The sequence below is a fragment of the Leifsonia sp. 10N434 genome (genome assembly GCF_056394405.1).
Window position 1 is genome coordinate 175,163 of sequence record NZ_JBFTHV010000002.1, and the last position, 13,547, is coordinate 188,709.

11 protein-coding genes are annotated in these 13,547 nt (G+C 69.6%); all 11 read left to right on the forward strand.

The window, feature by feature from the left end; translation table 11 throughout:
* Window positions 1–10 precede the first annotated feature (10 nt).
* Window positions 11–676, forward strand: coding sequence for a DUF4166 domain-containing protein (locus tag AC1DB1_RS06465; RefSeq protein WP_477200195.1), 666 nt, complete (start codon window positions 11–13; stop codon window positions 674–676).
* The gene (locus tag AC1DB1_RS06470) at window positions 673–1,656 is read left to right on the forward strand and encodes an epimerase (protein WP_477200196.1); all 984 of its coding nucleotides are present in this window, start codon (window positions 673–675) and stop codon (window positions 1,654–1,656) included. The genes AC1DB1_RS06465 and AC1DB1_RS06470 overlap by 4 nt, the downstream gene beginning before the upstream one ends.
* A gap of 108 nt (window positions 1,657–1,764) precedes the next feature.
* Window positions 1,765–3,216, forward strand: a complete 1,452-nt coding sequence (rpsA, locus tag AC1DB1_RS06475) for a 30S ribosomal protein S1 (protein ID WP_271178752.1) — start codon at window positions 1,765–1,767, stop codon at window positions 3,214–3,216.
* Between the two features lie 96 nt (window positions 3,217–3,312).
* The gene (coaE, locus tag AC1DB1_RS06480) at window positions 3,313–3,909 is read left to right on the forward strand and encodes a dephospho-CoA kinase (RefSeq protein WP_271178751.1); all 597 of its coding nucleotides are present in this window, start codon (window positions 3,313–3,315) and stop codon (window positions 3,907–3,909) included.
* A gap of 85 nt (window positions 3,910–3,994) precedes the next feature.
* Window positions 3,995–6,061 carry an excinuclease ABC subunit UvrB gene (gene uvrB, locus AC1DB1_RS06485; RefSeq protein WP_271178750.1) on the forward strand — a complete coding sequence of 689 codons (2,067 nt, stop codon included), beginning with the start codon at window positions 3,995–3,997 and terminating at the stop codon, window positions 6,059–6,061.
* Between the two features lie 88 nt (window positions 6,062–6,149).
* Window positions 6,150–6,884 (forward strand): DUF4129 domain-containing protein, encoded by a 735-nt coding sequence (locus AC1DB1_RS06490; protein WP_477200197.1) that lies wholly within the window; start codon window positions 6,150–6,152, stop codon window positions 6,882–6,884.
* Window positions 6,881–7,549 carry a hypothetical protein gene (locus tag AC1DB1_RS06495; protein ID WP_477200198.1) on the forward strand — a complete coding sequence of 223 codons (669 nt, stop codon included), beginning with the start codon at window positions 6,881–6,883 and terminating at the stop codon, window positions 7,547–7,549. Before AC1DB1_RS06490 ends, AC1DB1_RS06495 begins: the two co-directional genes overlap by 4 nt.
* Window positions 7,546–8,583, forward strand: coding sequence for an AAA family ATPase (locus AC1DB1_RS06500; RefSeq protein ID WP_477200199.1), 1,038 nt, complete (start codon window positions 7,546–7,548; stop codon window positions 8,581–8,583). Before AC1DB1_RS06495 ends, AC1DB1_RS06500 begins: the two co-directional genes overlap by 4 nt.
* Window positions 8,580–9,917 carry a DUF58 domain-containing protein gene (locus AC1DB1_RS06505; protein ID WP_477200200.1) on the forward strand — a complete coding sequence of 446 codons (1,338 nt, stop codon included), beginning with the start codon at window positions 8,580–8,582 and terminating at the stop codon, window positions 9,915–9,917. Before AC1DB1_RS06500 ends, AC1DB1_RS06505 begins: the two co-directional genes overlap by 4 nt.
* Window positions 9,914–10,510 (forward strand): hypothetical protein, encoded by a 597-nt coding sequence (locus AC1DB1_RS06510; RefSeq protein ID WP_477200201.1) that lies wholly within the window; start codon window positions 9,914–9,916, stop codon window positions 10,508–10,510. The genes AC1DB1_RS06505 and AC1DB1_RS06510 overlap by 4 nt, the downstream gene beginning before the upstream one ends.
* A 144-nt stretch (window positions 10,511–10,654) precedes the next feature.
* Window positions 10,655–13,540 carry an excinuclease ABC subunit UvrA gene (gene uvrA, locus AC1DB1_RS06515; RefSeq protein ID WP_477200202.1) on the forward strand — a complete coding sequence of 962 codons (2,886 nt, stop codon included), beginning with the start codon at window positions 10,655–10,657 and terminating at the stop codon, window positions 13,538–13,540.
* Window positions 13,541–13,547 lie beyond the last annotated feature (7 nt).

Consider the following 13,547-nt stretch of genomic DNA (forward strand, 5'->3'; position numbering starts at 1 on the left):
GCGGCCGCGGGTGAGCGACGACGCGGGCGGCCCGCGCCGCGAGACCGGCGCGGTGTCGCCGTACCGGGCGGTGCTCGGCGATGAGCTCGATCGGCTCCACCCGCGTCTCCGGCCGTACTTCGAGGCGATCCCTCCCACGGCTCACGGCTTCGGCCGGGGCGTGTTCGACACCGTCGGCACGCCCCGGCGGTGGCTGTGGCCCGCACTCTGGGTGGCCGCGCGTACCGGCGTGGCCTTCCCGGTGTGGGAACGCGACGTGGCGTTCACGGTCGTCAACCGGCCGGTGGTGTCCGCCGACGGTCAGCCCGCGGTGGCGGCCGAGCGCACGTTCGGGCTGCGCTCGGGCGAGCGCACCATGGTCGACGAGATCGGCGTCGTCGCCGGAGCCATCGTCGACCGGCTCGGGCGCCCGGAGCGCATCGTCGCGCGCTTCGAGGCAAGGGTGGTGGATGGCGGCCTGCGACTCAGCTCGACGGCGGTGGGCGTGCGGTTCGGGCGGGTGCGCATCCGGATACCGCGGTTCGCTGCGCCACGGGTGGAGCTCTCCGAACGGTTCGATGCCGAGCGCGACGTGCAGCGTGTCTCCATCGTGGTCGAGGTGCCGCTGATCGGTAGGCTCTACGAGTACGCGGGGGACTTCCGCTACGAGATCCGAACGGGGGAGCGGACCGCGTGAGCGAGCGCATCGTCATCGCCGGTGCATCCGGTTTCATCGGCGCCTACCTGGCCGACGCGTTCCGTCGCCGTGGCGCGTCCGTCAGGCTGATCGGCCGCAACGGGCCGGACGCGTCGTGGGGCGACCCCGAGAGCATCCTGCGCGTGGTCGACGGAGCCGACCTCCTCATCAACCTCGCGGGCAAGAGCGTCAACTGCCGCTACAACGACGTGAACCGTGCCGAGATCTTCCGCTCGCGGCTCGACACCACGCGGGCGCTGGCCGATGCAGTGGCCGCGAGCGTGAATCCGCCGCCGCTCTGGATCAACTCCTCGACGGCGACGATCTACCGTCACGCGGAGGACCGGCCGATGGCCGAGGCGACCGGTGAGATCGGCACCGGATTCTCGGTGAATGTCGCCACCGCGTGGGAGAGGGCGTTCTTCGCCCGCGACCTGCCAGGCACCCGGCGCGTCGCGCTGCGGATGGCGATCGTCCTCGGAGACGGGAGCGCCCTCATCCCGTTGATGCGGCTGACGCAGTTCGGCCTGGGCGGCCCGCAGCGCGACGGTCGCTGGTTCGCGACGGCCGCGCGGCGCAACGCCGGCACCTTCCACGAGTTCCGTGCGCGCGGCGGGCGGCAGCAGTTCAGCTGGGTTCACATCCGCGACGTCCTCGGGACGATCGACTTCGTGCGCGAGCATCCGGAGCTCGACGGGGTGCTGAACGTCTCGTCGCCGAACCCGGTCGAGAACCGGGCCATGATGGCGACCCTTCGGCGCGTCGTCGGCCGGCCCTTCGGCCTGCCGGCGTACCGGTGGATGCTCGAGATCGGGTCCGCGGTGATCCGCACGGAGACCGAACTGGTGCTCAAGAGCCGCTGGGTGGTGCCCGAACGGTTGCTCGACGCGGGCTACGAATTCCACCATCCGGAGCTCGAGCCGGCGGTGCGGGAGATCGTGACGGCACGCGGGTTGCCGCGCACCCCCGCGCACAGCTAGACTAGACTGTCACATTTGTGACACCTCTATCCGCCTGCCGTTCGCGGAACTAACAATGCAGCATCACGCGATCGGCCTGAATTATGTCCATAACGGAGCACTCACTACATGACAACCGCAACGACCGACAAGGCACCCAAGCAGGTCGCCGTCAACGACATCGGATCTGCTGAAGACTTCCTTGCCGCGGTCGAAAAGACGCTGAAGTTCTTCAACGACGGAGACCTCATCGAAGGAACCGTCGTCAAGATCGACCGCGACGAGGTCCTCCTCGACGTCGGCTACAAGACCGAGGGTGTAATCCCCTCCCGCGAACTCTCCATCAAGCACGACGTCGACCCCAGCGAGGTCGTCGAGGTCGGCGACACCGTCGAGGCACTGGTTCTCCAGAAGGAGGACAAGGAAGGCCGCCTCATCCTGTCGAAGAAGCGCGCGCAGTACGAGCGTGCGTGGGGCGACGTCGAGAAGATCAAGGACGCTGACGGCGTCGTCACCGGTACCGTCATCGAGGTCGTCAAGGGCGGCCTCATCGTCGACATCGGTCTTCGTGGCTTCCTCCCGGCTTCGCTCATCGAGCTCCGCCGCGTGCGCGACCTCACGCCGTACCTCGGCCAGGAGATCGAGGCCAAGATCCTCGAGCTCGACAAGAACCGCAACAACGTGGTCCTGTCGCGTCGCGCTCTGCTCGAGCAGACCCAGTCCGAGAGCCGCACCACGTTCCTGAACAACCTGCACAAGGGTCAGGTCCGCAAGGGTGTCGTGTCGTCGATCGTCAACTTCGGTGCGTTCGTCGACCTGGGTGGCGTCGACGGTCTCGTCCACGTCTCCGAGCTCTCCTGGAAGCACATCGAGCACGCCTCCGAGGTCGTCGAGGTCGGACAGGAAGTCACCGTCGAGATCCTCGAGGTCGACCTGGACCGCGAGCGCGTGTCGCTCTCGCTCAAGGCGACGCAGGAGGACCCGTGGCAGGTCTTCGCCCGCACCCACGCGATCGGACAGGTCGCACCGGGCAAGGTCACGAAGCTGGTTCCGTTCGGTGCGTTCGTTCGCGTCGCAGACGGCATCGAGGGCCTCGTGCACATCTCGGAGCTGTCGGGCAAGCACGTCGAGCTCGCCGAGCAGGTCGTGTCGGTCGGCGACGAGGTCTTCGTCAAGGTCATCGACATCGACCTCGAGCGTCGTCGCATCTCCCTCTCGCTGAAGCAGGCGAACGAGGGCGTCGACCCCGAGGGCACCGAGTTCGACCCGGCGCTCTACGGAATGCTCACCGAGTACGACGACCAGGGCAACTACAAGTACCCGGAGGGCTTCGACCCCGAGACGAACGAGTGGAAGGAAGGCTTCGAGGCCCAGCGCGAGAAGTGGGAGCAGGACTACGCTGCAGCCCAGGCTCGCTGGGAGGCCCACAAGAAGCAGGTCGCCAAGGGTCTCGAGGAGGCTGCCACCGAAGGTGCATCCACCGGTGGTTCGACGTTCTCGAGCGAGCCGACCTCGGCCGGCACCCTCGCCGACGACGAGTCGCTCGCCGCTCTGCGCGAGAAGCTCAGCTCGAACAACTGATCGAGCAGCACGTCACGGTACGGCCGGTCCTTCGGGGCCGGCCGTTCCGGCGTTAACGGCACTCTCGCGCGGCGGCGGTTCGCCTAGCATGGGGGAGTGCAGCTGATCGGACTCACCGGCGGGATCGCCTCCGGCAAATCGACCATCGCCCGTCGCCTCGCCGAGAACGGCGCCGTCGTCGTCGACGCGGACCGGATCGCCCGCGAGGTCGTCGAGCCGGGCACCCCCGCCCTCGCCGAGATCGCCGAGGCGTTCGGGCCCGGAGTCATCGCGGCAGACGGCAGTCTCGACCGGCCCGCTCTCGGAGCGATCGTCTTCGCGAACGAGGAGGCCAGGCTGCGGCTGAACGCGATCACCCACCCCGCCGTGCTCCGCACGTCGACCGCCCGGTTCGAGCAGGCCGCCGCCGAGAACCCCGATGCCGTGGTCGTCTACGACGTGCCCCTCCTGGTCGAGTCGGCCAACGCCTATCCGTTCGACCTCGTCGTCGTCGCCCACGCGGATGCGGCCACCCGGGTGGAGCGGCTGGTCGCGCTGCGCGGCATGGAGCGTGCGGAGGCGGAGCGACGCATCGGGTCGCAGGCGTCGGACGACGAGCGCCTGGCCGTGGCGGACATCGTGATCGACACCGACGGCACGCTGGAGCAGACGCTCGAGCAGACCGATCTGCTCTGGAGCCGGCTGACCGCCTGACCGGATGCCCGTTCGGCTTTTCCCGCCCGTTCCGCTCTGAGCGCATCCCGAGCCCGATGTCGGTGGTGCTCTTTAGACTTGAGCTATGGAACCCACGCGCGCCGTCCGTCCCTTCGAGGTCGTGAGCGAGTATCAGCCCAGCGGCGACCAGCCGCAGGCGATCGCCGAGCTCGCGGGTCGCATCAATGCCGGCGAGACGGATGTCGTGCTCCTCGGCGCCACCGGAACCGGAAAGTCCGCGACGACCGCATGGCTCATCGAGCAGGTCCAGCGGCCGACGCTCGTGCTGGCGCACAACAAGACCCTGGCGGCGCAGCTCGCGAACGAGTTCCGCGAGCTGATGCCGAACAACGCCGTCGAGTACTTCGTCTCCTACTACGACTACTACCAGCCCGAGGCGTACGTCCCGCAGACGGACACCTTCATCGAGAAGGACTCCTCGGTCAACGCCGAGGTCGAGCGACTGCGGCACTCGACCACGAACTCGCTGCTCAGCCGGCGCGACGTGATCGTCGTGTCCACCGTGTCCTGCATCTACGGCCTCGGCGCGGCGGAGGAGTACCTCGAGGCGATGGTCGCGCTGCAGGTGGGCGAGAACGTCGGACGCGACAAGCTGATCCGGCGGTTCGTCGGCATGCAGTACGAGCGCAATGACGTCGACTTCTCGCGCGGCAAGTTCCGGGTGCGCGGCGACACCATCGAGATCATCCCCGTGTACGAGGAGCACGCCGTTCGCATCGAGCTCTTCGGCGACGAGATCGAGGCGATCTACACCCTGCACCCGCTCACCGGCGACATCATCGACCGGGTCGACGCGGTCTCGATCTTCCCGGCGACGCACTACGCCGCGAGCCCCGCGACGATGCAGCGTGCGATCGGAACGATCCAGACCGAACTGCACGACCGGCTGGTCGAGCTGGAGCGCGAAGGCAAGCTGCTCGAGGCGCAGCGGCTGCGGATGCGCACCCAGTTCGACATCGAGATGATGGAGCAGATCGGCTTCTGCTCCGGCATCGAGAACTACTCGCGGCACATCGACGGCCGCTCGGCCGGCGAGGCCCCGAACTGCCTGCTCGACTACTTCCCCGACGACTTCCTCGTCGTCATCGACGAATCGCACGTGACCGTTCCGCAGATCGGGGCGATGTACGAGGGCGACTCGTCGCGCAAGCGCACCCTGGTGGAGCACGGCTTCCGCCTGCCGAGCGCGCTCGACAACCGTCCGCTGAAGTGGAACGAGTTCAAAGACCGGGTGGGGCAGACCGTGTACCTGTCGGCGACGCCCGGTCGGTACGAGATGGGGATCGCCGACGGCATCGTCGAGCAGATCATCCGCCCGACCGGCCTCGTCGATCCGGAGATCGTGGTCAAGCCGACCAAGGGGCAGATCGACGACCTGCTCGAGGAGATCCGGCAGCGGGTCGAGCGCGACGAGCGCGTGCTCGTCACCACGCTCACCAAGAAGATGGCCGAGGAGCTCACCGACTTCCTCGCCGAGGCCGGCGTCAAGGTGCGCTACCTGCACTCCGACGTCGACACGCTGCGCCGCGTCGAACTGCTCACCGAGCTGCGCGCGGGCGTCTACGACGTGCTGGTCGGCATCAACCTGCTGCGAGAGGGCCTCGACCTCCCCGAGGTCTCGCTCGTCGCCATCCTCGACGCCGACAAAGAAGGCTTCCTGCGATCGTCGACGTCGCTCATCCAGACGATCGGACGCGCGGCGCGCAACGTCTCCGGCCAGGTGCACATGTACGCCGATGTCCTGACCGACTCGATGAAGAACGCCATCGAAGAGACGGACCGCCGACGCGACCGGCAGCTCGAGTACAACCGGGTGAACGGCATCGATCCCACGCCGCTGCGTAAACGGATCGCCGACATCACCGACGTACTCGCACGCGAGGGCGCCGACACCGCCGCGATGCTCGCGGGACGCGACGCCAAGAAGAAGAGCCCGACGCCGAATCTGCGCAAGGGCGGAATCGCCGCCCAGGGCGGTGCGGAGCTCGAGTCGCTGATCGCCGACCTCAACGATCAGATGCTCGCGGCCGCCGCCGAGCTGAAGTTCGAGCTGGCCGCGCGCCTGCGCGACGAGCTGGGCGACCTGAAGCGCGATCTGCGCCAGATGGAGAAGGCGGGCCACCTCGGCTGACGCTCCTGCGCCGCCCGTCGAGGCTCCTGCAGCATCCACCTGACCGGCCGCGATACGGTGGCAGCATGGGGACGCGACGGGACGGCCGATGAAGCATCATCGAACGCTCCTCGTGTGCTCCGCGCTCGCTCTGCTCATTATCCTGGCCGTGGCTCTGCAGGGCGCTCCGGTGCTCGGCGGGATCGTCTGGGTGCCCGAGTTCGCTCCGCAGCCGGCGCCGAGCATCGCTATCACGCAGACGCCGGGGCCGCGCGCGAGCGCCCCTCCGGCTGCACAGCACATCACCCGCATCGACCTGTCGTGGCTCGCGTTGCTGGTGGCCGTCGTGGTGCTCGGAGTGGTCGCCATCCTGATCTGGCGGGCCGTGCGCAAGCGCCTGCAGCGCACGCCCGACCCGGACGTAGAGCTGGAGGTCGAAGCGCTCGGCGACGTCGAGCCCGCCCCGGAGGCCGAGCCGGATGCACCGCAGCTGCGCCGTGGCCTCGACCGAGCGCTCGACCTCCTCGACGACGACCGCGAGCCGCGCGATGCGATCGAGCAGGCGTGGCTGAGCCTGCAGGACGCGGCGGAGGACTCGGGCGTGCGGCGCCTGCCCGCCGAGACCCCTGGCGAATTCGCCGCGCGGGTGCTGGCGCGGGTCGGCGCTGACCGCTCGGCGGCCAGAACACTGCTCGACCTCTATCTGCGCGCGCGGTTCGGCGACGCTCCGGTGACCTCCGCGGACCTGGCGCGCGCGACGTCGGCGATCGAGGCGCTGCAGGCATCCTGGAGCACGGGCGTCGCCCGCGGCCGCTCAGGGGCGGGTGGGGGAGCCGCGCGATGACGACGATCGAACGACGGCGGTCACTCTTGCGGCCGCCCTACCGCCGGCGGATGATCTGGTGCCTCGTGCTCGCCCTCGTGGTGGGTGGTGCCTCCTGGTATCTCGGCGTCGACGTCGCCCATGCGTTCGGGATCGGCGGGGTGGTCTTCGCCGCCACGGCCTGCCTGTCGATGGTGGGGGACCAGGCCGGCGTGGAGCGTGCGCCCGACCCGCTCGTTCAGCGGGACGGATCGCGGCGTGATGTGGTGCAGCTCGGCTGGGCGCTTCATACCCGCCGCGGCACCGTCGCGCCGGAGGCGGTACGACGGCTGCGCACCCTGACCGCGCAGGCGCTCGAACTGCACGGTCTCGACCTCGATGCGCCGGGCGACCGCGCCGAGATCGAGCGCGTGCTCGGTGCGGACGTGCTGCGCATCATCCGGCGTGGGTCGTCGGAGCTGCCCCGTCGCGCCACGTACGCGTCGGTGCTCGATCGCCTCGACCGGCTGGCCGCCGCTCGTCCCGGCCCGCTCACCGCTGACGCGGGCGTGGCCGCGGTCGGCTCTGGCGCGGCCCGCCCGGATCCGACCGGCCCCGATCCGACCGGCCCTGTTCCGACCGGCACTGTCCCGACCGCCACTGGCGCGCCCGCCACCCCGAGCCCATCCCGAGGAGAACCCCGATGACCGATGACGACACGATGATCGACGACGCGACGCCGCTGGCGGTCGCGGACATCGCCCGGCTCAGCGAAGAGGTGCTCGAGCGCGTGTCGACCGTAGTGGTCGGCATGAGGCCCGCGCTCGAGCTGGCCCTGGCGACCATCCTGGCCGGCGGTCACGTGCTGTTCGAAGACGTGCCGGGGCTCGGCAAGACGCTGGCCGCCCGCAGCATCGCGTCGGCGATCGGGCTCGAGTTCCGCCGGCTGCAGTGCACGCCAGACCTGCTCCCGGCCGACATCACCGGCTCGTACGTCTATGTGCCGTCGTCGGGTACGTTCGAGTTCCGGCCCGGTCCTGTCTTCACGGGGCTCTTCCTGGCGGATGAGATCAACCGCACGTCACCCAAGACGCAGTCGGCGCTGCTCGAGGCGATGGCCGAGGGCCAGGTGACCGTCGAGGGACGCAGCTTCCCGCTGCCCCGGCCGTTCCACGTCGTGGCCACGTCGAACCCGATCGAGTACGAGGGCACCTACGCTCTGCCTGAAGCGCAGCTCGACCGGTTCATGGTGCGCCTCGCCGTGGGCTACCCGGATCCGGAGGGGGAGCGCCGGGTGCTGCTCGCGCGGGTCGGCAGGCGCAGGGAGCGCGCCTCGGTCGACGCCGTCATCGATGCGGCGACCCTGCGCTCGATGCAGGCCGGCGTCGAGCTGGTCGACGTGGACCCGGACATCGCGGCGTACTGCGTGTCCCTCGCCACGGCGACGCGGCGGCACCGGGCGGTGGAGGTCGGGGCGTCGCCGCGCGGCTCGCAGGGACTGCTGCTGGTGGCGCGGGCGCGGGCCGTCATGGCCGGTCGCGATTTCGTGATCCCGGACGACGTCAAGGCGGTCGCCGGGGCCGTGCTCGCCCATCGACTCACCCTCACCGTTCAGGCCTGGACGAGCGGTGTGCAGGCCGTGCAGGTGGTCGACGAGGTCGTGAACTCGGTGGCCGGGCCGCCCGTCGTCGGAACCCGAGCGCATGTGACGGCGAGCGGCCAGGACGGACCGACGGTGTGACCGGAGAGCAGGCGGAGGAGCAGGCGGACGCCGCGCGAGCGCGCCGGCTGACCTGGTTCACAGCGCGCTGGAACCTCAGCCCGGCCGTCGCCGCGGCGGTCGTGGTCGGCGTCGTCTGCGCCGCCGCCGGGTTCTTCGCGTCGCGCGTCGATCTGGCGCTCGTCGGCATCCCGCTGCTCGTGTCCGCCGCGATCGCCTGGGATCGACGTCCGGGGGAGCAGGCGCGGGTCGGTGTCTCGGCGAGGGTGGACGCGGCCGGCGGGGCTCGGCTGACCTCGACGGTCGAGGCGACGTCGGATGCCGGAGCCGACGCGGTGGAGCTTCGGATCTCGCTGAGGGGGCAGCCGCCGATCGACGCGGTGGTGTCCCGTCGCCGTGCCGAGCGCCTCACTGGAACCCTGACAGCGGGGCATTCCGGCCCTCAGCGCCTGGTCTCCGTCGAGACCAGGATGATCGGCGCCGATGCCGCGATCGTCACCGAGCCGACACCACCCGTCACTGCGGAACGCGTCGTGGCGCCGCGCGTGCGGGCCGTACGCAGCCTGCCGCTCCCGTCGCGCCTGATCGGACTCACCGGACCACACGATTCGGCACGCCCCGGGGACGGCGGCGAGTTCCGCGACGTCGGGCTGTTCGCGGCCGGGGATCGCCTGCGACGCATCGACTGGAAGGCGACAGCGCGCCGGGCGCAGACTGCGGGGGAGCTCTACGTCAGGCGAACGATGGCGACGTCGGATGCGGCGATCCAGTTCGTCATCGACAGCCGCGACGACCTCACGGGCCGGGTCGCGGACTGGGCGGCGGCGTACCCCCGCCCCGGTATCGGCTCGCAGGATCTCGCCCGCGAGGCGGCGGCCAGCCTGGCGAGCGCGTACGCGGCGGCCGGCGACCGGGTCGGGTTCGACGACCTGGCGGACGCCCGCCGGGGGATCCCGCCGCGCTCGGGTTCCCGGCATCTTCAGCGCGTGCTCCGCGCCGTCGCCCGGACCGGGCCGCGCGGCATCGCCACGGAGCGCGTCCGCGCGCCCGTGCTCGCACCGGGCGCGCTCGTCTTCGTGCTGTCGACGTTCCTCGACGAGCAGGCACTCGGCCTCGCCCTCGTCTGGCGCGCCGCCGGGCATCGGGTGATCGCCGTCGACACGCTGCCGGACCGGCTCACCTCGGATCTCACTCCGCGCGACCGCGTGGCGCTCCGGGTGGTCGAGCTGGAGCGCACTCTGCGGTTCCGGAGGCTCGCGGCCGGCGGCATCGACGTGATGCGATGGCAGGACGAGGCGGGCGACACCCGTGGTGCGCGGCTCCGCGAGCTGAGCATGCCCAGGCGGCCGCGATGACCCGCGCGACGGAGGGCCCTGTCGTACCGGGCGCGCCGGATGCGCCGGCTGCGCCGCGGGCCGGCGACGCGGTCGCGGTGGAATCCGCGCTCGGGATCGGACGCGTCTTCCCCGGCTGGTGGTTGCGCGTGGCCTTCGGTGCCGTCGCAGTCGCGCTCTGCCTGGCGGAGGCCGAGACCCAATGGGTGGCTGTCGCCCTCGTGCTCGCGGCGCTCGCGATCGCGATGCCGCGCTGGCTGACCGCGTGGTTCCTCATCGGGCTCCTGGCGTTCACGGTGCTCCTTCGCGATCAGTCCGTGGGTGACTGGCGACCCTACGTGCTGATCGCGGGCGCGCATGCGCTTCACGTGCTCGCGTCGTGGATGCTCGTGGTGAGCCCGCGCGCCCTCGTCCATCCGGCGTCACTGGGGCCGAGTGCGCGGCGCTTCCTGCTGATCCAGGCGCCGGTGCAGCTCGTCGCGGCCGGCGCGCTAGCGCTGACGACGGCGTTCTCGCGGGCATCCGTGCTCTGGCTGGCGGCGGTCTCGGCGGCGGCTCTCGTGGTCCTGGTGATCGCGCTCGCGGGGCCGCTCCTCCGGAGGCCCCGGGACTGACCTTGCAATGTCGGTGGTGCGGCATAGACTCGCCGCGTGCCCGGGGTCCCGTGTGCGCCCCATCGGTTAGAATCGAACATATCTTCGATGCGCGCTCGGCGAACACGGCCAGGCACCACCCACAACTAGCGGAGAATTGATCGAGTGAGTATCAGTAAGGTGACCGGATCCCACCTCAGCGTCCGGGGCGCACGCGTGCACAATCTGCACAATGTCGACCTCGAGATCCCACGCGATTCGCTGGTCGTCTTCACGGGCCTGTCGGGCTCGGGCAAGTCGTCCCTCGCCTTCGACACGATCTTCGCGGAGGGGCAGCGCCGCTACGTCGAGTCGCTGTCCGCATATGCGCGTCAGTTCCTGGGCCAGGTCGACCGGCCCGACGTCGACTTCATCGAGGGTCTCAGCCCGGCGGTGTCGATCGACCAGAAGTCCACCAACCGCAACCCGCGGTCGACCGTCGGCACGATAACTGAGATCTACGACTACATGCGTCTGCTCTGGGCGCGCATCGGTGTTCCGCACTGCCCGATCTGCGGCGAGCCCATCCAGCGGCAGACCGTGCAGCAGATCGCCGACCAGCTCATGGAGCTCGAGCCCGGCACCCGTTATCAGGTGCTCAGCCCCGTCGTCTCGCAGAAGAAGGGCGAGTTCGTCGACCTCTTCAAGGAGCTCGCGGCGAGCGGATACTCGCGTGCGATCGTCGACGGCGAGCAGATCCAGCTCAGCGATCCGCCCGTGCTGAAGAAGCAGTACAAGCACGACATCTCCGTCGTGGTCGACCGCCTGGTCGCCGGGCCGGAGCTGCTGACCCGTCTCACGGACTCGCTCGAGACGGCGCTCCGTCTCACCGACGGCCTGGTCCAGATCAACTTCGTCGACGAAGAGGGCCCGGACGCGTGGCGCACGTTCAGCGAGAAGCTGTCGTGCCCGAACAACCACCCCATCCAGCTCACCGAGATCGAGCCGCGCACCTTCTCGTTCAACGCGCCGTTCGGTGCGTGCCCCGAGTGCTCCGGCCTCGGCACGCGCATGTCGGTCGACGAGGATCTGCTGCTCGGCGACGACGACCTGAGCATCGCCGAAGGCGTCATCATCCCCTGGACCACCCAGGGCAAGGGGCTCTTCAACTACTACGAGAAGCTGCTCGACGGCCTCGCCCGCGACCTCAAGTTCTCGCTGAAGACCCCGTGGCGCAAGCTCAGCCAGCAGGTGCGCGAGGCCGTGATGCGCGGCGACAACTTCGAGGTCAAGGTCAAGTGGAAGAACCGCTACGGCCGCGAGATGAGCTACACCTCGGGGTTCGAAGGCGTCGTCCCCTACATCGAGCGCCAGTACCTGCAGGCCGAGACCGACACGCAGCGCGCCCGCTGGGCCGAGTACCTTCGTGAGGTGCCGTGCCCGGTGTGCGGCGGCAAGCGGCTCAAGCCGGAGGTCCTCGCGGTTCTCGTGCACGGCGCGAGCATCGCCGACGCGGCGGAGCTGAGCCTCAGCGACGCCCGTGGCTTCATGGACAAGCTGCACCTCACCGAGCGCGAGGAGAAGATCGCCGCACAGGTGCTGCGCGAGATCAAGGTGCGTCTCGACTTCCTGATCCAGGTCGGGCTCAACTACCTCAACCTGTCGCGCGCCGCGGCGACCCTCTCCGGAGGCGAGGCGCAGCGCATCCGGCTCGCGACCCAGATCGGGTCGGGCCTCACCGGCGTGCTCTACGTGCTCGACGAGCCCAGCATCGGCCTGCACCAGCGCGACAACCGCCGGCTCATCGACACGCTGGTCGCCCTCCGCGACCTGGGCAACACGCTCATCGTGGTCGAGCACGACGAAGACACCATCCGCACGGCGGACTGGATCGTCGACATCGGCCCCGGCGCGGGAGTCAACGGCGGCCATGTGGTCCACTCGGGTTCGTACGACGATCTGCTGGCGAACACGAAGTCGCTCACGGGCGACTACCTGGCGGGTCGCAAAGAGATCGACATCCCCTCGAAACGGCGCAAGATCGACAAGAAGCGCATGATCTCGGTGGTGGGCGCCGAGGCCAACAATCTCAAGAAGGTGACGGTCGACTTCCCGCTCGGCACCTTCGTCGCGGTCACCGGCGTGAGCGGATCGGGCAAGTCGTCGCTCGTCAACGACATCCTCTACCGGGTGCTCGCGAACAAGCTCAACGGCGCCCGCAAGCTGCCGGGCAAGCACAAGACCGTCACCGGTCTCGACAACCTCGATAAGGTCGTGCACGTCGACCAGGCGCCGATCGGCCGCACCCCGCGCTCGAACCCGGCGACCTACACCGGTGTGTTCGACCGCATCCGCACCCTGTTCTCGGAGACGATCGAGGCCAAGACCCGCGGCTATCTGCCCGGTCGGTTCAGCTTCAACGTCAAGGGCGGGCGCTGCGAGGCGTGCTCGGGCGACGGCACGATCAAGATCGAGATGAACTTCCTCCCCGACGTGTACGTCGCGTGCGAGGTCTGCGGGGGAGCGCGCTACAACCGCGACACGCTCGCCGTGCACTACAAGGGCAAGAACATCGCAGAGGTGCTCGACATGCCGATCAGCGAGGCGGCGGAGTTCTTCAAGCCGATCTCGGCGATCCACCGATACCTGCAGACGCTGGTCGACGTCGGCCTCGGCTACGTGCGGCTCGGCCAGAGCGCCACGACGCTCTCCGGCGGCGAGGCGCAGCGTGTGAAGCTGGCCACGGAGCTGCAGCGTCGATCGAACGGACGCAGCGTCTACGTGCTCGACGAGCCCACCACCGGTCTCCACTTCGAAGACGTGCGCAAGCTGCTCCTCGTGCTCAACGGGCTGCTCGACAAGGGCAACACGGTGATCTGCATCGAGCACAACCTCGATGTGATCAAGTCGGCCGACTGGATCATCGACATGGGTCCGGAAGGCGGCGCCGGCGGCGGCCAGGTGATCGCGACGGGCACGCCGGAGCAGGTCGCGGACGCCAAGGGCAGCCACACGGGCTACTTCCTCAAGGAGATCCTGCAGGGGGCGGAGAGCGCCCGGGGCGCTGCGTAGGATACCC